Below are 23,093 nucleotides of genomic sequence, written 5' to 3' on the forward strand. Positions count from 1 at the left end.
TCCAACCAAGGTCACCTTAGGTCAGGGCGACGTGTCGGAGTAGGTGACCTGCCCAACTGCCGAGGGCCCTCACGGCATCTCCGCGGCTCAGTAGCAGTGGACGGCGGCGTCGCGTTCTGGGCGCTGAACGCCCCGATGAAATCGGATGCTTGGCTTCGTGGGCCGCGAGGACGGTGCCGAGCCAACCTCGAACTCGCGCTCTCAGCTTGGGAAGCTGCGATCACTTGCAGCCGGTGTGGGTGCTGACATGGGCGCAGCCCCCGCGGTTGCGGCTGTTGCTGTACTTCGCCGCTGTACGACACCCAACGGCCGACGCGTTCTCGTTAGCCTGAGAAGCCGGGCTGCTGTTCTCCCCCAACACCTGGTCGCGTAACTCACCTTGCGCGTGACGCGCTCTGCAGTCGCACGGGCGGGTGCTGGAGCGCCGCATGCCCCCGACGTTACCCACGAGGAGCTCGGCGGCGTCGTGGTCGAGAAAGTCCGACAGGCAGGGCAGTCGAACCTCCTTCCGTGCCCGTCTTTAAAGGGGAACGAGGGAGGGCGCTTTGAACGCCGACGAGGAACGCCAGTTCCGTGAGTTCGTGGCGGCGCGGTCGAGATCGCTGCTGCACACGGCATACCTGCTGACCGGGGACTGGGAGCAGGGCCGGGACCTGCTCCAGACCGCGCTTGCCTCCACCGCTCGGCGCTGGTCGAAGCTGCGCGACCGGGAGCAGCCGGAGATCTATGTGCGCCGGGCGCTCTACCACGCCCAGGTGGATCGCTTCCGACTCCTCAGCTGGGGGCGGGAGACGGTCACCGACACCCTGCCGGACCGGCCGTCCGGGCAGGTCACCGACTGGGCCGACACCGTGGTCCAGCGGCAGGACATCATGGCCGCGCTGCGGCGGCTGCCCAAGCGCCAGCGTGCGGTGATAGTGCTGCGTTACTTCGAGGACCGGCCGGACCATGAGATCGCCGCGATTCTGGGCGTTGCTCAGGGGACGGTCCGCAGCCAGACCCACAAGGCCCTCGCCTCTCTCCGCACCACCCTGGCCGAGGCAGGGCCGTCGGCCTCCTCTTCCACTGCCTCCGGAAGGGGCGTCATCGCATGAACGGCTCGACCGAACACCCGCTGCACGAAACGCTGCTGCACGATGCCCTGCACGCGCATGTCCGCGAGAGCGACGGTGACGCCGCCGGCGCCCATCTGGCCGGCCTGGCCGACGGCGCGTTGCGGGTCGCCCGGCGGCGGCAGCGGCTGGCCCGCACCGGGGTCGGCGTCGCCGCCGTCGCCGTGGTCGCCACCGCCTGGGTGGCCGTCGCGGACGGCGCGACCCCCCGCGCGCACGTGGTTCAGCCCGCGGCAGAGGGCGGCAACGGGAACACCGGGAAGGCGGCCCCGGTCTCCCTCCTGCCGGTCACCTCGTCCACGGAGCAGGCCTGCACCCATGGCAGCGGCGGCTACACCGTGCACGCCACCGCGACCCAACCGGCGCTCTGCGTCCGCGCCGACCGGGCCAGGGGCATGACCAACGTTCGTGTCACCTCCGCGAAGGCGGAGAAAAGCACCATCGACGGTACCTGGCAGGTCGAGGCGACCCTCAGCCCCGCCGACCGGACCCGCTTCGCCGCCCTCACCGGCTCCATCGCGGGGACTCCGCTCCCGCGCAACGAATTCGCCATCGTCATCGACGGCAAGCTCTGGGGCAGGCCCTCTGTGACCTCCTCGATCACCGGCGGCCGTTTCGAAATCGTCGGGGCCTACGTCGGAGACCTCACCAGCGCCACCGCCCACGACCTCGCCCACCGGCTGGATCCCGGCAGATGAGTAGTCAACTCCTGCTATGGCGTTGACAAACCGGTGAGGAGGAGCCGGGGGAGTCCTCCGAGCCCTGGTGGTGCGCCGGTGGTGCGGCACACCCTCTCGCCGGTCTGGACAACAAAGAACCCCCCGGCCACTGGCCTGAGGGTTTCACATGGAGTGGGTGACGAGAATCGAGCTCGCGCTCTCAGCATGCCGCATGCGCTCCCCCTTGTTCCCCGTGGCTTCCCGCACGACCTGGCACGGTTCTGGCACGTCCGCTGGGGCGCCGGCCACAGGCACAAGGGCGTTGTCAGTGTGGGCTGTTAGCTTCCGTGGCAGAGATGCGCCGGTTCGATGTTCTCTCGCGGAACACGGCGGCCAAGGGGGGTGGCCGGATAGGGGTCCCCGGACCACTGGGTCCCGGGACGCCGAATGGCTCCGCACCCACCCCCCCTCACAACCTTCTGATCCGTAGCTCCATGGAGCTGGCCATTCACTCGCCGACGGCTTCCGGACTTCCCTGAACATCCGTGAGCCGTGCTGAATGAGACGGAAATCGAGACGGGCGATGGAGCCGGATTCGATGGCATCCCTGCCGTTGAGGAGGCGCCATGGCACTGGGCCGTAAGGGGAGCACGCCGCATCGTCGTGGACGGCACGTCCTACCGGTGGCGATTGCGACGTAGGCCGACCTGCCTTCAGGCATTGGCCTGGACGCCGTGCACGTTCGGGGTCGATCAGGCAGACGCCCGGGGGACGACACTCGTGGTCACCACCAACCGGCCGCATCCGAGCAACTGGTTCGGGCAGGAGGCCAAGCCCGTGCTGCCGTCCGACGTCGCCCGCGCCATCGAGCTTGCCCTTCGCGAGGCGCCACGCGGGCGTCTCCCAGTGGCTCAACTCCGGCGTTCGCGCCCCGGACGTAGCGGCCCGCGCCGGCCACTCCGTGGACGTACACCGAAAGTATGAAACGGCCCCACACGGCCCTCACAGGAAAGCCCCGGAGCGATCCGGCGCTTTCGTCATGTTCGTAGCGCTGGGCTGCTCGGTTCCTTCGCGAACAACCCGTTGGTGGGTTCGGGAGAGCAGGGCCTAGGTTGCCGCTGTGCATCCCCTTGACTTCCAGGCCTCACGGACGCTGGGCATGAATGTCTATCGGTACATTCCCGGCACGGAGTCAGCAGTGACCCGGCACTGGCCGGGCCTGTTCCAGGAGTGGTCTTCCCACTGATCTCCAGTTGCGGATCGACGCTTTGGCGATCGACTACGCAACTCGGATCGAGGCCTATCAGAACAGCCTCGACGACCTGTCCGACATGACGGCGTTCCTTCGTGCCATCCGTGAGCTCGCAGGGATAACGCTGGACGCGGCGTGAACCATGGTGTCGGGCCGGTCGGGAAGCGGGGCCTGACCTGCGAAAAAGAGCTTCGTCATCATTACGTGGCCATTACGTGATCACTGTCATGGAGCTGCCTTCGACCGCATCCGCCTGCACACACGCGAAGACCCCGCACTCAGCATCTCTGCTGGTCACGGGGTCTTTAGGCACCTCATACAGGGTGCCCCCGGCAGGATTCGAACCTGCGCACACGGCTCCGGAGGCCGGACAGTTCCCACAGGTTTTGGCAGGTCAGTGGCCCATCTGAGTGGCCGTCAAGCCCCCGTCCCGCGCATGTCCCGCGAAAGTGAAATGCCCTGTTTGGTCGTCTTGTGGCGAACTTCATTCTGATGCTCGTCAGTTCCGCCGTATGGGGAGGCGTTTTGGGGCGCGCGGGCAGGTCCTGCGGCTTCTCGCCCTGATGGCTGGGGGCGTGTGCCCACACCGAGTTTCCGGCTTCCGGGGATCGATGACTCAAGGTCGGCCCGGCTGTATGTATGGCGTGGGCATCGTCATTGATCAGGCCGGCGGTATGCCCTCAGATCTTGATGACGGTGACGCGCTCTCGGCAGAGCGCGGCGAGGTCCTCGGGGTCAGAGGTGAGAACGGTGACGGGTCCGGGGGCGGCCAGCGCCGTGGCGCTGAGCATGGCGTCGATGGCGTACTTGTGGCCGTGCAGGCCGACGTCGGCGAGGAGGGCGGCGGCGTGACGAGCGATGGGCTCGGTGACCGGTTCGATGACGAGGCGGGACAGGGTCCATTCCAGCGCTGGGCGATTGATCCGTGGGTGAATCACTTCCACGAGGGTGGCTGCGGAAGTGATCACCCGCAGGTCGTCGGCGCGGGCGAGGGCGAGCCAGCCGGTGACGGTACGGTCGCGCAGGACGGCCTTGGCCAGCCCTTCGCTGTCGAGAACCAGGGTGCCGCCGGGGGAGGCGGGGGAGGGGGTCACGCGGCGTCCGCCCCGCCTTGGGTCTGCTGCTCTCGGGCTTGGTGGAGTTGGTCGCGCAGAGCCTGAATCTCTTCGTCGGTGATGGGGCCGTGTTCGGCCTCCGCCACCGTGATGAGTTCGTTCAGGTTGTCCCGCTCGATCTGGCGGGCGACGGCTGCGGCGACGTAAGCGGACAGCCCGGAGGGCCCGCTGCGGGCCTTGGCGGCTTCGGCGATGTCGCGCGGCATGGTGATCGAGTACTTGCCGGTAGGCTCGCTCATGCTACCCATCCTACCTTGCATCCTCCCCTGGCCGGATGGAGCTGGCAGAGACAGTCGCCGCGGGTCTGGTCCGACGCGAGCTCGAATCTGGGTTTGGGCGACGACGGGACTCCAGGGGGCGTTGTTCCTGCCGGGCTTGATACGGGCATCCGGGACGTTCACGTGGCAGAGAGGTGGTGGACGTCATGAGGATCTCGAAATCTCAGGCGCGCGGCGTCCCCGGCCGGAGACGTGGAGGAAGGGCTGTGGGTGGCTGGCGCACGATGGGCGCGACGGATGTCAGGGCGCTGGCCGATGGCCTGGGCGCCGTGCTCCTCCGTGCCGTTCGACAAGGCGTTGCGGATGAGTCCCCTGCGGAGATCGACGGCCGCCGGGCAGGGCGCGGTGACCGCCGGCCGGTCGTACGACGTACTCGGCCGTGCTGTGCGGGGCGAGGGTGGTGGGCCCGCTGGTGATGATCCACCCGTTGGAGGCGCCCTGGCCGACGCGGCTGGCAAAGTGCGGGGTGAGGGCGGTGCCGGTGGTGTTGACCGCCCCTACCGTCACGGCGGTGACGGCGGGGTGGGGAGGACGGGAGGTGGCCGTCAGTTCCCCAGGCCAGTCCTGCCCACACCCCCGGCTCCTGTGCGGGTCGCCTGGCCGCCGACCTTCGCGCCCATGGCGCCGGGATGCAGAAGCGCCAACGTGGTGATGGGGCTCACGTGACGAGGGGGCCGTCACTGGGCCAGGCGCGCGATGCAGACAACCAAGCGCGGGCCATGACTTGCCCTCCGCCAGTCCCGTCGTATTGAAATATTCAACAAAGGGATCCTCGGGATCGGCAAAGGGGTCTACCCGCATAGATGATTCCGGTGCTGTCATGCTCACGACCGCCCGGAATTCCTGCCGGGCACCGTTCCGGGAGATCCCCCCATGCCCCGAATATCCCGCTCCCTGGTCACCGCCCTCTCCTCCCTCGCCCTCGCCGCCGCCGGCCTCACGATCGCCGCCGGCACCGCGCACGCGCAGAGCTGCAGCCAGAGCTACCTCCCCCTCCCCGACCCCAGCTGCCAGCCCGGCGACTTCAACCCGGACGTCACCCAGTCCACCATCGACTCCACCATCTGCGTCTCCGGGTGGACCGCGACAGTCCGGCCGTCCAGCTCCTACACCACCGCGCTGAAGAAGAAGCAGATCGTCGAGTACGGCTACACCGACACCAGCACCTCGGACTACGAGGAGGACCACTTCGTCCCCCTCGAACTTGGCGGTGCCCCCAAGAGCGAGCTCAACCTCTGGCCCGAGCCGCAGTACGGCACCAAGACCGCCGCCAACAAGGACACCGTCGAGAACAAGCTCAAGAAGGCCGTCTGCGCCGGCACCGTCACCCTCGCCGACGCCCAGGACGCGATCGTCACGGACTGGACGACCGCGCTGTCGAACCTCGGCCTGAGCTGATACCGTCCGCTCGACGTAGGGGCCGCTCTCCTCCTCCCGGAGCGCCGGCCCCTCTCGGCTCCCTCCCGGCTTCCTCTCGGGAGGCAGACCAAGTGCCTGCAGGCCGCGAGCAGCGGCTACTTCCACGCCGCCCCCGACGGCCTCGGCTGGCCCCAGGCCGCCCTGCTCGCCGGGCTCGTCCACGCTCCCAGCGCCTACAACCCATATCTCCACCCGCAGTTGGTCCTCCAGCGCCGGGCCCGGGTCCTTGGGCGGCTCGTCGTCACCGGTCACCTCACCCACGCCCAGGCCAACGCCGCCACCGCAGCGCCGCCGGGCTCGCTGCACCAGGCGTTCATGCCCCGGGTTCCCTTCTGGCCGCATCAAGGGAGGACGGCGTGCGGGCCGTCATGAATCGAGTGCCCGTAGCCGTCGGCCGTGGAGTTCTTGCGCTGAGGCCGGAGTCGGTGATTGACGGCTACTGGCTGCTGCATGAGATCCGTTCACGCGGCAGTGAACTGATGGCCGCCGCACAGGGATCCGCCGGGCGGGAACTCAGCCGGCGCGCATTCGGAGCGACCCGGGTGCAGTGGCCCCCGCAAGAGTTCGGCACGGCCAAGGATGGGCGGCTCTTCACGAACGAGCGGGGTGGTCTCGTGGGCAGCAGCACCTATTGGCGTGTGTGGCGGGACGCTCGGGAGTACGCGCTCTCGCCGGACCGTCAAGCGTCCATCCTCGGAGGGCGGCCGTACGACCTACGGCACACCTGCATCACCACCTGGCTGAACGCCGGCGTGCCAGTAGCCGAGGTCGCGCGTCGGGTCGGCAACTCGCCCGAGGTGATCCACCGCGTCTACGAGGGGTGCATCTACGGCCAGGAGGAGGCCATGAACAAGAAGATCGAAAAGGAACTTGGCTGGCCGCCTGAAAGCTCCTAACCTACAGCGCTTGCCTGCGGCATAGCAGCCATCTGAGCTGCAACGACGCGGGCGAGCGCCCCAACTGTCAGAGGGTGGCGCTACGTTGCTGCTCCACGCTCAGACGGAGGGAAGGCCATGTCAGAGTCGAGTTCTCGCACCTACAGCAACGCCACGATCGTCGGGCTGATGACGCTTGCGCGGGGCTACTGTTACTGGCCGGAGTGTCAGACACCGACCATGCGAATGGTGAATGGATCTCCGGTTTTGAATGTCGATATCGGTGTCGCCGCTAGCAACGCCGCGCACGCCATGGCCAGCGCATCCGCTGTCAGGTTCGTGGGGACGGGCAGTGGCATAAGGCGGCTGACCTCATAGCGGAAGCCGTGCGGCACATGAGCGTGGCCGCCGGGCTGTCGCTCATGGACGGCAACTCCCGACGAAGGTGATCCCTGCGTCGAGAGTGCCGAGGGGCGGCGTGGACGGCCCTGGCGTCTATCGCAGGTCTATCGCGATCAGCGCGAAACAATGAGAAAGAGCGGGACCCAGTGAGACTGGTTCCCGCTCTTTCGTGTCGGCATCCGCCCTGGTCAGAGTTTGATTTCTGCTGATCCTCGGCGAGTGCCCCCGGCAGGATTCGAACCTGCGCACACGGCTCCGGAGGCCAGCAGAGACCGTTGCGGTCTTGGGGTGCTGACCTGCGGGGGAGGGGTCGTCGTGATCTTCGGTCATCAAGATCATTACGCCCCTATTACGTGGGCAGCCTGTCGGGCGATCGGTCCGGCCCGTATGGTCGAAGCATGATCTCGGGCAGCAGCGGGGAACCGGACGGCGGCGCGGAGTTCACGGCGGAGGGCCTGGAGCCGCTCCTTCGAGAGGCGTGCGCGACGGCCGAACTCGACTCCCGCGGGGCCGAGTTGCTGCGCCTCGGCTCGAACGCGGTCTACCGCCTGGCGTCGTTACCGGTGATCGTCCGCATCGCGCGCGATCGCTCGATGCTGGCGGAGATGGAACGGGCTGTGAACGTGACCCGGTGGCTTGAGACACAGGACTTCCCGGCCATGCGTGTGCCGGCGGAGGTCGCCCAACCGCTCGTCGTCGGCGGCCGGGTGGTCACCTTCTGGGAGAGCGTGCAGGAGCACGAGCAGTATGGGACGGTCGGCGAACTCGCCGATCTTCTTCGTCGCTTGCACTGGCTCGAAGAACCTGAGTCTTTGAAGCTGCCGTACTTCGACCCACTGGCCAAGGTGGCGGCATCCTTGGGGGGCCTGGAGGGCATCTCAGGGGAGGACCAGACCTTCCTGGAGGAGCGAGCGGCGAGCCTCGGCAAAGACTACGACCGGCTGGACTTCGTCCTCCCCTTCGGCATGATCCACGGGGATGCCAGCATCGGGAACATCCTCCGCCACCGGGACGGGCACGCCGTGCTCATCGACTTGGACGGTTTCGCTCTCGCGCCACGTGAGTGGGACCTGGTCCAGACGTCGATGTTCTACGAACGGTACGGCTGGCACACGCAGGCCGAGTACGCGGAGTTCGTGCACCGGTACGGCTTTGACCTGATGAACTGGCCCGGGTACGAAACCCTTGCGGACCTGCGTGAGCTGATGATGGTTGCCTGGCTCGGTCACCAGGTCACGAGGAACGACCGGGCTGCCGCCGAGTTTGCCCGGCGGGTCCGGTCACTTCGCACGGGGGAGGGCCGGGACGAATGGGGTCCGTTCTGAGCACCCGCTAAGCGGAGCTCTCAAGCACCAACGCGGTCGTACGACGCGAGCCACAGCCTGTGCTCTCGGACCTGATCGGTGAAGAGCTGTACGTCCTTGCTGGTGCCGACCCCCGCAAGGTTCTGCCGGAACTCGGCCAGGTAGCTGACACAGCGGGCCGACTTGAGCTGCTCGCCCAAGTCGAGGGCATCGAGCGCCACGCGGCAGGCTTCCTCGACGTCTCCGGCACGAAGGTGGGCGTCGGCCAGAACCATGGTCGCGAAGAAGTCGCTCCGCACGTGGCTGCCGCTCATGGCGTTCTCGGCGTGGAGTACGGCCTTTCGGGCGCTGTTGACGTCTCGGAAGCAGTGAGCGGCCTCAGCGGCAAGCTCAGCTTCGTCGAAGTAGCTGATCCATTCGGGCTCGTCGTCGTTGTTCCTGCTCGCCAGTGCGTTCGTGGCTGCGCCCAAGGCGGCTTCACAGGCCCGTACATCCCCTGTCCGGGCAAGCGCGCGGGCCTCCATGGCATGGAACTGAGCGCGGAGCGTCGGCGTGGCAACGGGGGAGATGCCCATGAGCGCCGCACGGGCGAGCGTGGCAGCCTGGGTGTAGCGACCGAGGAACGTCGCCTGATGACTCATCGCGGACAGGATGCTTCCCGCAAGCCGACGATCGTTCGCGTCCTGGGCCAATCGGAGAGCCTGAAGGAAGTATCGCTGTGCCAAGCCGTGACGGCAGGCGTCGTAAGACATCCAACCGGCGAGGAGCGTTGCCTCTGCCACGGTGGAGAACAATGCCCGTCCGACTTGCTCCGTGTACTGCCCTCGCAGGAGCGGCGTCACTTCGGTACTGAGGTACTGGACTGCTGCGTGCCGGGCATGGTCGCCACCGAAACGGTCGTCCAGTTCGGCGAACATGTCCGCGGTGGTCTTGACTGCTGCCACGTCTCCAAAGCCGACGCGCATTCCGTCCCGACGTTGCGGAGGAACGGCCGGCTCAGGCGCGACCAGCCACCGGAGCGAGGCTTCGTTCCACGCTGGTTCGGACGGCTCGGTCTGCAACAGGGGCTCGTACCTGTTGAGATCCGCGCGCCACAGCTGGCCGACCGTATCGATCGCTCCTTCGGGGCTCGCCGGATAACTGGCGTCCAGAAGGCCAGTGTCCCGCTCGCCTTCGTGGTTCAGTCCCAACTCACCGGCACTGAGGTCGTACACCTCACACAGCATCGGACCGTAGAAGTCGTCCGGCGTGCTGTGCCCGTTCTCCCAACTGGCGATGCGGCGCTTCACGCTGGCGTCAGAGGGAAGCTGGTGTCCACGGCGGAGCGCAATATGACGCAGCTCGCGCACCAACCGCGGCTGGCTCCAGCCCCGGCCCACACGAGCTTGCCGTAAGCGAACGCTGATCGGCTCCAGCGAAGGCGTGACCATTCCCTCCCCGCCTGTCTATAGATGCGACTTCTGCGGCGCACGACTCTTCGGCCTCACAACCGAATGTACGCGCTGTTCATCGCCGCGCGCTGCAAGTAACTGAAGATCCATGGACGTTGACTTGTGACGGGGGATGACGCGTCCACGCGCGACGCGTCATCCCCCGTCACCCCTCGTCATCTGCCCCGGCCGGGGCATCGCCCCTGAGTCTGGACGCAGGGCGGCATTGCGGCCGCAACTGAACCCGACCGAGGTGAGATGAAGTGCAGAGGATGACCAGGAGGGGCGTGGAGTGGCTGTCCGCAGCAGCGGACAACCCTGCGGAATGCCGACAAGTATGGGCGGACGATCCGCGGATGCCGTGCCTGCTGTCGACCGGCCGCTTCTTCGACGTGGTGAGCGTCGAACAGCGCCTCGGGACGGAGATGTTCGACCGCCTCCTACGAAGTGGGATGCCGTTCGGACCGACGGTCGTCGACCGCAAGGCGCAGCGCGTGGGGTTCTTCCTCGGCTCGGAGAGCCGCGAGACCTTCACGTACTACCTGGAACGCGAAACGTCATCGACACCGCCGTACCGGTACCTCGGCCGCGGCTGCGCCGTTGTTGTCCCCGGCCCCATCCCACTGTCCGATGACCGCTATCAGTGGCTTCGCGCCCCCACACGCCGGCCGGAGGCCAATCCGCTGCGCCCCGTCGCCCTCGCAACCGCGCTGGTTGCCTCCGTGGAACTCCTGGCGCGCATCGACCGCTTCGACGAGCAGTACCCGACGCCCTACGCGGCCGTCGCTGCCCTCCCCGAGGAGACGAACACGGATGCCGGATGAGCCGACCGACGGTCGAGACGCCGCCGCGTGGTCGCCTCTCGACAGCGACGGCTGGTACGCGGCCCGAAACGCGACTACCGCACTGCGGGACGTCCTCGTGCGCGCTGGCCTGGAGAAGGACTTCCCCTACCTGCGCGCGGACTTGAACGCCTTCGGGCACGGCCTCGTCGAACTGGGCCGAGTGTCCCCCGCCACGGCCGAGCGTCTCGCGGAGCTCCTGCGTCTGGCCCTGGCAAGCGGCTTCGGCCGAGACCATAGCGACGACGACCACGAGCCGATCATCACCGAAGAACACAAGGGAAGGGCCTGACGCCATGACCGACCGGCGCGGAGTGGTAGCCAAGCGAGCGGAGAACCTGTCGCCCGGCGTGCCCTACGTACGCGGCTGGAACCGCGCACGACGAAGCGCCGACGCCCTGGCTGATCAGCTCGTACTACTCGGGCTGGGCTCCGACTTTCCCAGCCTGGTGGCCGACGTGAACGTCTTCGGTGACGGGTTCGTGCAGCTAGGGACCGTTCGCCCGGAAGCGGCGGAGCTGCTGGCGGCACTGATAACGGCCGGACTGGCTGCGGAATCGCGTGAGGCGGTGACGGACGGCCCTCTGCTCCCTCCTCGTGAAGCACCTGCGGCTTGAACTGCTCCTCGGCGGTCAGTTGCCCTGCCGCTCGGCCGGGACCGGCGCCCCAGCGCCGCAGCCCGGACGAGCGGCAGGGCAACCGCCATCAGCTTGGGAAGCTAAGGGTGTCTAGAGCTTGCTCCAGGGCTGACCTGCGGTAGAGCGGTGTTGGCGCCTGGCGGGCTATCGACTCGTTCCCCGGTGTAACCCGCACGATCTGGTACGGGCCTGGCACGCCGCAGCTCGGCCCCTTGTCCGACCTGCGGCGTGCACCATGCTTCAAGCGTTGACGATCTTCTGGACCTCGCGAAGTTTCACTTCCGCGGTCAGTGACGAGTAGTCGCCACTCACCAATCCGTCCAAAGCGCTTCGTACGTTGTAGGACTGGGGGCGAAGAACGGCGTCCAGGACGCGGGCACGCTCACCCCCATCGCGCGTGTACACCCACACCTGCTGGTCCTTACGCGGCTCGGTGTTGCACCGAGGATCCAAGATGTCGAGCGGGAAGTATCCGAGGCCGACAGCTTCGAGTTCACGGGCGATGGAGCTGAGAACATGCTTGCCGAGTCTGTCGAATCCCAGTGCGCTCCGCAGACGCCCCAAGTTATCCGGCATCAGCCCGCCCTCGTCCTCACACGCCCCAGCGGTCTCCTGAAGATCAGCCACTTCACCCTCCCCTTGTGTGGTACTGAGCTGAAGAGCGTATAGGGATCAAGGAAATAAAACCTGTGATCTCCTAACAGGGCTGGCTGCTGGCCTGGTTCGTGGCCGTAGACGTCAACCCTCCGGCGCTGAGCGGGCCTCGTGCGCACGGCTCCGGAGGCCCCATGTGACTAACGTGTCTCGCCAGGTCAGGGCGACGGGTGTGTCTGCTTGTTGCCGATCGGTCCACGGATAGGCCGCGTCCAGGGTGGGTCGCCCATGAGCGATCAGCCTGGGCCGTGGATGGACTTGACGTGTGGCGAGCCCAATGTCCGCTCGACACAGGGCTGGTTGGACTGTCAGTGCGATGATCTAGGGTCCATTCATGACCGCTAGCGTTGAAGTGATCAACCCCGGTGACGTGCGTACGCGCGCTGAGATCCGGGCAGCGTTTGGGGGAAGCCCTCAGGGAGGGATTTGCCCCTCCGACGACAAGCGCACAGTCAACCTCTACTCGGACCCGGACGTGGGCGAGCAAGCCGGCTACTACGACGGCTGGTTGGCTGAGGAAGATGAGCTGGGGCCGGTCTTCGAGTACACCGGTGCAGGCAAGTCTGGCGACCAGACCTTCGATGGAGTCGCAGGCTCAGGGAACCGGGCGATCCTGCGACACGCAGAGCAAGACCGGGTACTTCGCGTGTTCACCCGCGTGGGCAAGGTGCCTGGGAGTGACATAAAGACGCACCGTTATCTGGGGATGTTCACGCTGGACGGCATGCAGCCGTACGTCTGGCGCCGAGTCCATGGTGAAGACGGCCAGGAACGCAGCGTCATCGTGTTCCGGTTGCGCCCCGAAGGCGCTGTCCAGCACGCTGCGCAAGACGTGATCCCTGCCGCTGGCGAGACCACGGCTGAGTTCGTACCATTCAAAGCCGTTACCGCGGCGATGATCCAGTCCGAACCGGCAACAACCGGTGCTCTGCCGCTTCCGAGGCAGCGCGTCCGCAAGCGGACCTCCGGACGGAAGGCCACTCCTAACGCGGAAACCAGCGGTACTTTCGTCGTTCCTGAGGCCTTCGGCACCAAGCTGAGCATCCGTGCCGCCACGGCCGCGACTGTCGCCGTCCGACATGAGGCCGAGCTGACGCAGGCCTACAAAGCTCACTTGGAGTCTGCTGGACACCAGACCGGTGCGTTCCAGATCAAGGTGAAGGGTCTCACCTCAACGCTTCGCACCGACCTGTACGACGCAACAGATCACGCGCTGTACGAGGCAAAGGGCTCGAACTCCCGAGAGGACGTTCGGATGGCTCTCGGGCAGATCCTGGACTACAGCCGCTACGTCAAGACGCCTGAACATGAGGGCGAGCCTAAGCGCGTAATCCTGTTGCCGTCAGCTCCCACGCCCGACATGTACACGCTACTCGATCGCTATGACGTCGAGGTGGTGTATCGATCCAACGATGGCCATTTCGTTGGATCGGTCGTTCCCTAGGTATAGCCACGAGTGCAAACTGCCACTCAGGCGCCACGCTCCTAGCGACGGAGAGGCAGTTTGCGCGCTCCCTCGCCTAAATTTTCCAATGGTTGGAAATGCGCCCGAACGGCGCAGCTCCTGCATAGGGGACGAGGTCGAGCGGATTCATCCAGGCGTCAGAAAAGTGAATGTTGAGGTGAAGCGCCAGCGCGAGCAGGATGTCTTGCTCGGGTTCGGCATCGATCTGGATTAGCGAAGCGCCCGCCACCGGAGACCTCAAGAGTGAACCCGTGCGGGGGTCGCCCCATTGTAGATGCCCCTTACCCGCGACCCACACGCTGTCCGGCCACTCAATGGGGTTGCGGGTCCGACACCAGTCCACAAGGTGAGCCCCGATTGTTTCCAGCTTGAGACTGTCAAATGCCACAATCATGCCTGATGTCGGGAAGAAGTTGTGTGTCTCGCCGTATGCCTTGGTGGAGCGAGCGATGATCCCGGAAATCGGTCGGTATGCCGTCTTGGGCATCCTGCGCATCCGGCTGATCTTGCCGCAGGAGTCCAGAAGCTGCGCACGATCCAGCTTAGTCTTGACCTCGACAACGCCGTATACGCATTCGTTGGGGATGATGCGGAATCCTTGAAGGGTAGTAAACGGCGGCGTCCCGCGGTCAATAAGAACAATGTCAGACTGTGGTGATACATCGCCATTCGTTGCGATGACCTCTACGTTGTGTACTGCTTCAACGTGAGTTGGCAGGTATCCCGAAAAGAACTGTTGGATGAGTACCTCGCGTGAGGTCCCGGCCTCACCGTTATGATTGAAGTTTTTTGACTGCTCGAAGTCGGCGCGCATCCTTTTCGCTACAGAGCTGAGGATCTTTCCTAATTTTGCTGTAGTCACCTATCGATCATACGTTGCGCTCGCCACGTCAGCCCTGGATTCGGTGCCGGCAAACAGGGATGGGGAGCGTTCGATTCCTGGGGTCCGCAGGCTGCCGGGGGTCTGTTGACGGTCCGCGAGGCGTCTACGGCGGCGCGCAGGCCGTCATCGCACGTTGGTCACAGGCTTTTGACACCGTACTGGCAGCATGCGAGAGCCACCGGCGACAACTACATCGAAGGTTCTGACCCTCGCGACGGCGTCCTGTCGGCGACGAGCAGCGCGGCCACGGCCGGGAAGGGAGGCCTCAGATCTTGGGAACGCCCAAATCAGCGAAGAGCTGGCGGGAGGCCGGATCTACTGAGTACAGCACGGTGCCGCGAATGGAGCGGGTCATGAGAACCCCGTACGCGTTGCGCACCCGCTCCGCCAACTCGTCGTCGGAGCGGACCCGGCTGGCCTTGCTGTGCACATGCTGGCGGTTCAAAGCCCAGGAGTCTGAAGTCCAGGTGAGATCGGGTCCCATGATGACGCCGCCCCACTCGTACTCGAGGCCTTGTGCCGTGTGGACACAGCCGATCTGTCCGAAGCCCCCCGGATCCGTGGCCCAGAACCGGCGCTTGGGCACACCGGGCGTCCTGTGGTTGTCGCCGGCATTCCATGGCCTTGCCCAGCCCTCCTCCGGCGCGACATCCGGTGCGGTGCCCGTGTCATCGGTCCACTTCCAGCACATCCCCGCAGACATCCGGGCACTCAACCCCGCATCCAGCTTTGACTGCAGGAACTTTTCCATCTGAGCAGCGCTGTCGGTGTAGTACAGCTCGAACGGTTCCCGATCCGCTCCTGCATCGGGATTCCACGGCAGAGGGTCGCCGAGGATGAGACGCTGAACCCATGTGTCGTAGGTGGAACTCCCGACCGCGCGCAGGGCGCGATCGAGATGGATCGGCACGATCTCTGCCCTCAACTCATGGATGGCCTCGATGAGTTCTTTCTCGGACCAGATCTCCTCCGCGAACAGCCGCTGGTCGCCGTCGATGAAGAAGACGGGAACCTTGGCCCGGCTCACGATCACGGACACGGAGGATTCCCCGGGCCGCATGGAGAACGAGCCCGTCATCGGGCGTTCGGTAAGCCGGTGCGCTTCATCGCACAGCAACAGGTCGAGCTCGTTGGGGCCCAGCCTGTCCGCGGCCTGGTTCAAGGTCGTAAAGGCCTTGCCCTTGCCCCGGACGCCGCGTTTGAAGTTCTCCCGGGAGGCCACGCCCCCTGACACGAAGCGGGCGTTGGCCCCCTCGTTGAGGGCCTGGCCCAGCACAGTCAGTGCCACAAGCGACTTCCCGGTGCCTGCTCGGCCGCTGACGACGTACACCTTCTTCGCGCCGGGTGACGGGGTCCGGACCGCGGCCATGATGCCGTCCACAGCTTCGCGCTGCTTCTCCAGCAAGCTGAACTTCGTGTAGCCGTTGACGATCGCCCCGACTTCGGACGTCAGCAGCGAAGTCGAGCGGCGCCTGGCCAGGAGCTCCTGCGCTGCTGTTGCGTCCGACGTAGGACTGAAGTGGCTCTTCAGGAACTTGCGAAGGTCTGCCGGCTGGCGGGCGGTGAACGTCGGAATGCCTGCAGCAGGCCGGACTCTACTGATCCACTGGGACTGTGAGTCCTTGAGGTTGTGCAGGTATGCGGCCCCGACAAGGTGTACGTATCGGTCGTCGAACATGCTGTGATGGCGCCTGAGTGCGTCCAGGTTGTCCTTGACCTGTATGGCAGGGTGTTTCTTGTGACGTCCGTAGAAGGGTGCAAAGACGCGCTCTACGGCACAGTCGTCGCACAGCGATCCCGTGATGGCTTTCCTGCATTGGGCGCATAGCCCGTCCTTCGCCTTGGACGGGTCGGGACGTTCGACCCCGCTCCACTGCTTCAGTTCGATCGCGGCAAAGCTGAGCCCACCGTCCGGATGACCGCCGGCGAGCACCACGTCGATCGGGTTCATGCTCGGATGGACGCGGTACTCCACGAAGACGTACACCTGCCCGAGTCCGAGATCGGACAGTGCAGTGGCCAACTCGTAGACGCTTTCCCGCCACGAATCCTTATCGCTCTCTGAGGGCTCCTTCCCCTGGGGGTGTGCGGCCTCGTAGCAGGCCACAATCTTGGGGATGAGGCGGTCCCGGTCCCGCACCAGCTCCTCAGCCGGCCAGAACGCCTCCAGCTCCGACCACGTACCCCCGCCAGCCATTACGCCTACCTGCTTCCGATGCCACCGTCTGCCCCGCCCCCCACGCTCTTTGCAGCAGCGAGCTAGGGACCAAGAGGTGGACCAGTATCTCAGTGGCCCAAAGTGAGGACAGCGATAACCGGCCGAACAGCGGCCTGCTACGGTCGCGTTACGGTGGCGCGGATATGCGACCGAGCGCAAGCTCACCGACTCGCTTCCGTGCCGCCGGCACCGCAGAGCTGCCCAGGGCGCAGCACGGCAAAGCCCACACTCGATCGCTTGCGACCTGCAAGGGCCGTCAAGAAGGACCACGCGGACGAGTTCAAGGCCGATGCCGTAGCCCTGTACGAGTTCACACCCGGGCAACGTACAAGAGCATCGCCGCCGATCTGTGCATCAACCGGGCCACCTTGCGCGAGTGGGTCCTGCGGGACCGCGAACGCCGCGGCGTCACTGCTGGCCCGGCGGCGGCAGCTCGACGTCCGGCCCTATCCCGTTTTGGCCCTGCCCCGGGTGGCGGCAGGTGGCCGCCAGGTGCGTAGATCGTCATCGGTGAGGCCGTGCTCGGCCTGCTTCTGCTGGCGGTAACTGGCGAAGAAGTCCCCCGGGGAGCCGCTGTAGAGCATGTCGAACTCGTTGTGCCACTGGTAGAGCCACGGCTGCAGTTCCAGCAGGCCGGCGAGGAAGGGCGTGATTTCCTCGGCGGTCAGCGCGGTGTTGGTGAAGTACGTCGCCAGGGCCTGTGCCTGTTCGCGGTGGTCCCAGCCGGCCCAGCCGTACAGCTCGGGGGTGGCGGCGTTGGTTTGCCCGAAGGAGATGAACCGCTCCTTGGGTAGGTCGAGTTTGCCGCGTGCTCGCCAGCAGGAGGGGCGAAGGAAGTCGGCGGAGGTGTACTTCGGCGGTACGGGGATGGAGTCCCGGACCTTCCGCTTGGCCTGCTCGTCGGGCGCGGCGTCCTCCTTGCGCTGGAGGTCCCACACCGCCTCCCAGTCCGCGCGCTTCTTCAGCCCGGAGGGCTTGTAGCGCAGGGCGGCGAGGAAGGGCACGTGCTCGTCGGTGATCAGCTCGGCGACGACCTTGGGGAGGTCCTTGCGGGGCGCGTAGAGCTTGGCCACGGAGACGAAGTCCTCGTCGTGGGAGAGGGCGTCGGCGAGGCGGGAGAGGGTGAGGATGGTCGGCTGACTGTTTTCGTCGAACCAGAGATCGCGGTTCTCCATGCGGTCGAGCAGCCAGGACCGCAGGGCCCTCTCCTGGAGAGCGTCCCAGCCCTCGGTGGCCCAGCGGCGCTTGTATTCGGGGCGCTCCACCATGCCGATGGCACGGTTCGACTCGATGGCGTCGATCCGCTTCTGGACGATCTCCCGGTAGGGGGTGGGCCAGTGGGCGGGGATCTCCGTGATGGGCGTGGAGTTGTGCCGCTTGAACCACTCGTCGCTGGCCTCGCCTGCGGCGACGCAGCGGGCGAGGACGATTTCGAAGGCCCGCTCGCCGAGGGCGAGTTCGGGAATGTTTGGGTCGTCGGGATCCTCGGAGACGCGGAGGTCTTCGGGATGGAGGTTGTAGAGGGAATAGACCTGCCAGTCCAGCTCTTCCTGCAGGGCAATCATTCGGGCACGGATGGAGTCCCAGCGGACTTTAGCCTCGCGGAGAGCGCCGGCGACCGGGGCGGCCTCGACTGCCACGGCTGCGGGGCTGGCGGCGGTGAGTTGCTGGGCAAGCGCATCAAGGGTGGTAGCGAGGGTGGTGGGGTGCTTGGTTGGGAGAGGGAACTCCTGGAGCTTGGTGCCAGTGAACTCAAAGAATCGCTCCCAGTCGTCGCTGGTAAAGCCGCCACCCTCTCCACGGATCCCCTTGTCGTGGCTGACCTGCTTCAGCCAAAACCCAGCCGTAGAACTATTAAGTAGCCCAAGCAGCCGAAGATGTTCCTCCTCGCTCGCCCCCTCCCGCAACTTGATCACCGGTGCGGTTCGAATGAATCCGCTTTGGTCACGACGCAAAGTGAACTGGTTGTGCGTGGCAACGAAGGAGAAGGCGATCAGGGAGGGGGACCAATAACGCTTATGGTTGAAGCTAGAAAACTCGAACCACGTCAAGCCCTGCTCTTCTTGTGTGCCAGAAAGGGCTTTGCGTCGCCGAAGAAGCACTCGATTGCGCCAGAGTAGCCGCTCAGTGACATCATCAATCTGTGCAGACTGCGTCGCGTCGTCATAGGGAAACAGTGTGCCGATGCCATCTTGAACACTCCAATCCCTGACAGACGCGCCACCGTAGAATGATCGAATATTTTTAGACGGGACACCCAGTCGCTGCGCAGCAGTTTCCCCGATCATGTAGGCATCATCTTCTCGGGTTACAGCACAGAATCCAATGCTCTCTGCCTCGGATGAAAGTTTAGCCGCTTGCGCGCTCTCAATTTGAGCGTTCAGCTCTAGGCCGCCGTCAGTCAAGATCCAGGGTTGCCGCGCGAAGTGGCGCATTCGGTCAAGATCGTCCACGGATACCCATTGGCTGGTTGAACCGGGCCTGTCGATCTGTTCAACGATGGCATTCCAGACCAATCCCTTTTCGGCGTTCTCCGGCGCCGACGGCTCCCCTTGCACACTGCGAACCGTGCGGATCGCAGTCGACCGACTGCTCCCGGCACGACGCTTGCCAATCAGGATGACCGTCGGTGTGCCGTGCCCGGGGATGTAGGCGCCAGAGGTGTCGATGACCTCGGTGAGCTCTACCTCGTGGGCGAAGTATTTCTCGATAAGTTTGGTGCCGAACTCTCGTTTCATGAATGAGTTCGCTGTAATCTGACCGACCATGCCGTACCCATTGCCATCGACGTCACCGCTCTTGGCCAATTCGAAGAACCGTTGAGCGAACGGCACCGACAGCGCGTACTGCATGGCACAGGCATTGTACAGATCCTTGTACAATGCATTAAGCTGCTTGTCCTTCACCGTAATATACGGTGGATTGCCTACTACTACGTGGTACTGGCCCTGCTGAAGAATCCCGGAATGCTCATGAACGTCCTCCGTGATGTAGGTGAACGTGGCCAACTCATTCGCGTCCTGGCTCTCTAGGTAATCGAACAGCCCCAACTGCCGGGACTTGATCAGCGAATCCCCAACGGCAAGATGCATCGGCCACTCGTACTTCGCTGCTTCTTGAAGGGTCCGCACCCCGCTCGCTGCCATAGCCGCAACCAGCAGCCGGAATCGGGCGATGGCCACCGCAAACGGGTTGATGTCCACGCCGTGCACCGAGTCCAGCGCTTCCCGTACCCGCTCATGCACATCCCTCCCCGGCTGCCCCTCCGCCCACAGCCGGACCAGCCGCCGGAAAGCGCCCAGCACGAAGTGTCCGGACCCGCACGTGGGGTCGATCATCTTCAGACCCTCGTGGCCGAACTCCCGCACCGCCGGATTCATCGTCCGGTCGAGGATGAACTCCTCCACGAACTCAGGTGTCTGGAGCAGCGCGTACGTTTTCCGGGCGGCCTCGCTCAGGTCCTGGTACAGGTCACCCAGGAACCGCGTGTCCCACCCCTTCGTGCCGTCCTGGTTCAACGGGTCGGTGAAGTCGTGGACCAACACACCCGCCTCGTCCCGCTGCCGCCAGAACTCCACCAGCTCCCGCGCACCGTCATGCGACAGCGGGATCTGATACAGCGGGTTGTGCCGTTTGTCGAACAGGAGCCGGCCCGCCTGGCCCGCACCCAGTTCCTCGAACGCTTTCTGCAGCCAACCGCGGTAGGTCGGGTCCTCCTCCGTCTCCACATACGCGTCGTACCGCGCCTCCGCCAGCTCACGCCGGTCCCCGTCCGCGCCCGTCAGATACGGCTCCGGAATCAGCCGGTTGTCCTCGCAGAAGCGGACGAAGACCGTGCCCAGCACCCACGCCACCGCGACCTGCGTGATCCGCTCATCGAGCCACGAGTTCCACGTTGCCGCCGTACGCCCGAGCTTGCGCGCCTGGTCGTACTCGGCCCGCAACCGCGCACCCACGTCATCGAGCGCCTTCACCTGCTTGCCCAGGTCAGCCTCGACCGCCTTGACCTGCTGTTTTAGATCGTTCAACAGAGCCTTGCGGTCGATCACAGCACCCCTCCCTGGTTACCTTCACAAGAGCTCTGAATGTTACTGCTCGTCTCAGGAGCGGCTTGTTGCGGAACGGGTCCCGTCAAGGTTGGCGCAGTCCCTGTCGCTGATGGTCAACACCTGCCGTCGTCGGCCCTCATGGGCCCACACACGGGGGCCGCGGTCCCGCAAGCCTGACGCGGCCACGACCTGCTGGCAAGTCACGATGCGTACAATCTGGGTTGCGCGGAGAGATATCGTGTGGGGCCTGAGAGACGGCGATGCGCCGCAGGGTTTTCACGAGACGCACCCGAGCGGGGGGAACTTGTTCGAGACTGTTGCAATTTCTGTGGAGCAAGCCGCAACACTCCTGGCGCGACAGGAGGGGCACTTCCTTGACTTCAAGGATAAAAGAATCGCCCCCGCCAAGGTAGCAAGGGCTGTTTCCGCGTTCAGTAATGCGGACGGCGGCGATCTGTACATTGGGGTCAACGAGTTATCTACAGGTTTCTCCTGGGACGGTTTTGCGGACCCTGAGGATGCCAATCAATTGATTCACACACTTGAGGACGTATCTCCTTTCGGCACCGACATAGATGCCGAGTTCCTCTACGCGGAGGGGCTTCCGGGTTACGTTCTACACATCAACGCGCGCAAGTCGCGAGTGATTCGCAAGACGCCCGACGGGAAAGTCTACAAACGCCTCAGCGCTCAAAACGCTCCGGTAACTTCTGTCGATGCCCTAACTGCGCTGCGCAGACAGAAGGGACTTGAGTCCTTCGAGTCTGAAACTCTTCCAATCGACATCGACGTTGTAACCAATTCGGAAGCAATCCTTGAATACCTCCTGAGTGCGGTGCCCGTCACAGAACCGGAGACGTACCTCAGGAAGCAGCACCTGCTTATCTCGGGGAAACCAGTGGTAGCGGCGGGGCTTCTCTTCGCCGATGAACCGCAAGCCTTCCTGCCCAAGCGATGTGGCATCAAGATCTATCGATATAGCAGCGAGGAGCAGTCGCGCGATCGCCTTGTAGGAGATCCGGTGACCATCGAGGGTCCGCTCTACAAGCAGATCTACGATGCCGTAGATCGAACGGTGGAGCTAGTCGCAGCTGCCGCCTTCCTCGATGAAGACGGCCTGCGCAGTGTGAAGTACCCGCATGAGGCGCTGCATGAAATCATCACAAACGCCGTCCTGCATCGAGATTACTCCGTTACGGATGACATTCATATTCGAATCTTCGAGAATCGAATCGAGATTCAGAGCCCAGGTCGACTCCCTGGTCATATCACGATCAAAAACATCCTCGACGAACGGCTTAGTCGCAATCCATACCTTGTGCGCCACCTCAACCGATTCCCCAACCCGCCCAATAAGGATGTTGGTGAAGGCCTTAATACTGCCTTCGAGTCGATGAAGAAGTTGAATCTACACCCTCCGATTATCGAAGAAAAAGACAATTCGGTACTCGTTATCGTACGCCACGAAAGCCTGGCTTCACCGGCCCAGCTGGTGGTTGAATATCTCAAGGTCAACGACTCCATCAAGAATGAGCAGGCTCGGAAGCTGACGGGTGTTGGCAGTGAGAGCAAGGTGAAGAAAATCTTTGAAAGCCTGATCCAGGCGGATGAAATTGAGCACAAGCCAGGTACCGCTGGCCGTGGGTACGCTTATCAGCTCAAGAAGAAGGGGGATGGCTCGGTCTAAGGAGTCGCTCGACGGCTTTTGGGGTACAGCGGGCTGTTTCCTGCTACAGCAGCTCACCACTTCCTCCAGCTCCCATCCCGTCCGCCTTCGACCGACACATTGTGGAGCGGGCGGGGTCGCGTCCAGGTGGAGCGCGCCACTGTACGAACGACCTGGACGCCATGGGAGCCTCCCCGCGCACGCCACTACGCACCCGCAGTCGGTGGCGGCGCCCCCTCCATCCCGGCGCCGGCCGGTCCCCCGCCGAAGGCATTGCCTTGACTGCGGGCCGCTCTATGCGGTGATCGACTGGCCGCCGGCCCTATCCACACGTGGGCGTGCGTCGGCGCAGCGCGCGCGGAGCGGGCCGAAGGCAGGAGCGCAGCGCGGAGCGGAGCCGGGTGCCCTGGTGGCGTAGGGAAGGTCGTACCGCGCCGAGATCCGGCGCTTACAGTCGTGGGTTCGCGCTGCGGACCGCTTTCACTATGCACGGGTACGTCGGCGGACAGCTGCCGGCGTCCTTCCGGAAGTGTTCTTGTTGCCTAGCGCCGCCAGTGGTTCTGCTCATGGTCTTGCAGGAGGGTTACGTGTGCGGCCAGGGGGTGCTGTCTCGGAGAGGGATTTCAAGATCTTCTCCCAGATTTCTCCCAAGAGGCCCCGGAAACCACTCAGGGGCCCGACCCGCGCTGCGGATCAGGCCCCTGACCTGGTACTTCACTGTCGGGGTGGCGGGATTTGAACCCACGACCTCTTCGTCCCGAAGCAACTTCTGTGGGTCCTCGACCTGGAGCTGGTGTGCCTCTCACCTGTTGTGATGGTCCGCTGACGTCCG

At 64.8% G+C, this 23,093-nt stretch carries 18 protein-coding genes, 1 tRNA gene and 1 pseudogene; 12 read left to right on the plus strand and 8 right to left on the minus strand.

Annotation, left to right across the window (positions count from 1 at the left end; translation table 11 throughout):
* Positions 1–545: 545 nt before the first annotated feature.
* The 3 genes from OG870_RS31210 (at position 546) to OG870_RS31220 (ending at position 3,162) form a co-directional block, all read left to right on the plus strand.
* Positions 546–1,094, plus strand: coding sequence for a SigE family RNA polymerase sigma factor (locus OG870_RS31210; RefSeq protein ID WP_266843943.1), 549 nt, complete (start codon positions 546–548; stop codon positions 1,092–1,094).
* Positions 1,091–1,810: a SecDF P1 head subdomain-containing protein gene (locus tag OG870_RS31215; protein WP_266843941.1), complete on the plus strand. Its 720-nt coding sequence runs from the start codon at positions 1,091–1,093 to the stop codon at positions 1,808–1,810. Before OG870_RS31210 ends, OG870_RS31215 begins: the two co-directional genes overlap by 4 nt.
* 1,229 nt (positions 1,811–3,039) lie before the next feature.
* Complete coding sequence (locus OG870_RS31220) at positions 3,040–3,162, plus strand: hypothetical protein (RefSeq protein WP_266843939.1); 123 nt, start codon at positions 3,040–3,042, stop codon at positions 3,160–3,162.
* A 185-nt stretch (positions 3,163–3,347) separates the two neighbouring features.
* Here OG870_RS31220 and OG870_RS31225 read toward each other — a convergent pair.
* The 3 genes from OG870_RS31225 to OG870_RS31235 form a co-directional block, all read right to left on the minus strand.
* Positions 3,348–3,425: transfer RNA gene (locus tag OG870_RS31225), tRNA-Arg, on the minus strand.
* 278 nt (positions 3,426–3,703) lie between these two features.
* Complete coding sequence (locus OG870_RS31230) at positions 3,704–4,117, minus strand: type II toxin-antitoxin system VapC family toxin (RefSeq protein ID WP_327667291.1); 414 nt, start codon at positions 4,115–4,117, stop codon at positions 3,704–3,706.
* Positions 4,114–4,377, minus strand: coding sequence for a CopG family transcriptional regulator (locus tag OG870_RS31235; RefSeq protein WP_266589924.1), 264 nt, complete (start codon positions 4,375–4,377; stop codon positions 4,114–4,116). Before OG870_RS31235 ends, OG870_RS31230 begins: the two co-directional genes overlap by 4 nt.
* A 912-nt stretch (positions 4,378–5,289) precedes the next feature.
* Between OG870_RS31235 and OG870_RS31240 the strand changes: the two genes are divergently transcribed.
* The 4 genes and pseudogenes from OG870_RS31240 (at position 5,290) to OG870_RS31250 (ending at position 8,437) form a co-directional block, all read left to right on the plus strand.
* Complete coding sequence (locus tag OG870_RS31240; RefSeq protein ID WP_266589926.1) at positions 5,290–5,814, plus strand: hypothetical protein; 525 nt, start codon at positions 5,290–5,292, stop codon at positions 5,812–5,814.
* Between the two features lie 81 nt (positions 5,815–5,895).
* A pseudogene (locus OG870_RS48250) lies at positions 5,896–6,207 on the plus strand (transglycosylase domain-containing protein); the annotation flags it as partial.
* Positions 6,192–6,731: a hypothetical protein gene (locus OG870_RS48255; RefSeq protein ID WP_405624821.1), complete on the plus strand. Its 540-nt coding sequence runs from the start codon at positions 6,192–6,194 to the stop codon at positions 6,729–6,731. The pseudogene OG870_RS48250 and the gene OG870_RS48255, both read left to right, overlap by 16 nt.
* 779 nt (positions 6,732–7,510) lie before the next feature.
* Positions 7,511–8,437 carry an aminoglycoside phosphotransferase family protein gene (locus tag OG870_RS31250; protein ID WP_327691723.1) on the plus strand — a complete coding sequence of 309 codons (927 nt, stop codon included), beginning with the start codon at positions 7,511–7,513 and terminating at the stop codon, positions 8,435–8,437.
* A gap of 20 nt (positions 8,438–8,457) precedes the next feature.
* On the opposite strand, the gene OG870_RS31255 is transcribed toward OG870_RS31250, so the two are convergent.
* Positions 8,458–9,705: a hypothetical protein gene (locus OG870_RS31255; RefSeq protein WP_327691724.1), complete on the minus strand. Its 1,248-nt coding sequence runs from the start codon at positions 9,703–9,705 to the stop codon at positions 8,458–8,460.
* A gap of 404 nt (positions 9,706–10,109) precedes the next feature.
* On the opposite strand from OG870_RS31255, the gene OG870_RS31260 reads away from it, so the two are divergent.
* The 3 genes from OG870_RS31260 to OG870_RS31270 are packed head-to-tail and all read left to right on the plus strand — an operon-like array spanning position 10,110 to position 11,305.
* Entirely contained in the window at positions 10,110–10,670 is a 561-nt protein-coding gene (locus OG870_RS31260; protein ID WP_327691725.1) for a bifunctional DNA primase/polymerase, read from the plus strand.
* Positions 10,660–10,980 (plus strand): hypothetical protein, encoded by a 321-nt coding sequence (locus OG870_RS31265; protein ID WP_327691726.1) that lies wholly within the window; start codon positions 10,660–10,662, stop codon positions 10,978–10,980. Before OG870_RS31260 ends, OG870_RS31265 begins: the two co-directional genes overlap by 11 nt.
* A gap of 4 nt (positions 10,981–10,984) precedes the next feature.
* On the plus strand, positions 10,985–11,305 hold the full coding sequence (locus OG870_RS31270) for a hypothetical protein (RefSeq protein WP_327691727.1): 321 nt from the start codon (positions 10,985–10,987) through the stop codon (positions 11,303–11,305).
* A 261-nt stretch (positions 11,306–11,566) separates the two neighbouring features.
* On the opposite strand, the gene OG870_RS31275 is transcribed toward OG870_RS31270, so the two are convergent.
* On the minus strand, positions 11,567–11,953 hold the full coding sequence (locus OG870_RS31275; RefSeq protein WP_327691728.1) for a hypothetical protein: 387 nt from the start codon (positions 11,951–11,953) through the stop codon (positions 11,567–11,569).
* Between the two features lie 361 nt (positions 11,954–12,314).
* On the opposite strand from OG870_RS31275, the gene OG870_RS31280 reads away from it, so the two are divergent.
* A complete protein-coding gene (locus OG870_RS31280) occupies positions 12,315–13,424 on the plus strand; it encodes a hypothetical protein (protein WP_327691729.1) in 1,110 nt (369 codons plus the stop codon).
* 76 nt (positions 13,425–13,500) lie between these two features.
* Here OG870_RS31280 and OG870_RS31285 read toward each other — a convergent pair whose 3' ends face one another.
* From OG870_RS31285 to pglX, 3 genes are all read right to left on the minus strand, one after another.
* Entirely contained in the window at positions 13,501–14,307 is an 807-nt protein-coding gene (locus OG870_RS31285; RefSeq protein WP_327691730.1) for a DUF6602 domain-containing protein, read from the minus strand.
* Positions 14,308–14,593: 286 nt separating this feature from the next.
* Positions 14,594–16,351, minus strand: coding sequence for a DNA/RNA helicase domain-containing protein (locus OG870_RS31290; protein ID WP_327691731.1), 1,758 nt, complete (start codon positions 16,349–16,351; stop codon positions 14,594–14,596).
* Between the two features lie 641 nt (positions 16,352–16,992).
* The gene (gene pglX / locus OG870_RS31295) at positions 16,993–20,595 is read right to left on the minus strand and encodes a BREX-2 system adenine-specific DNA-methyltransferase PglX (RefSeq protein ID WP_327691732.1); all 3,603 of its coding nucleotides are present in this window, start codon (positions 20,593–20,595) and stop codon (positions 16,993–16,995) included.
* Positions 20,596–20,833: 238 nt separating this feature from the next.
* Here pglX and OG870_RS31300 point away from each other — a divergent pair, with 238 nt between their 5' ends.
* On the plus strand, positions 20,834–22,282 hold the full coding sequence (locus tag OG870_RS31300; protein ID WP_327691733.1) for an ATP-binding protein: 1,449 nt from the start codon (positions 20,834–20,836) through the stop codon (positions 22,280–22,282).
* Positions 22,283–23,093: the final 811 nt, after the last annotated feature.

This window comes from Streptomyces sp. NBC_00461 (assembly GCF_036013935.1).
Classification (GTDB): Bacteria; Actinomycetota; Actinomycetes; order Streptomycetales; family Streptomycetaceae; genus Streptomyces.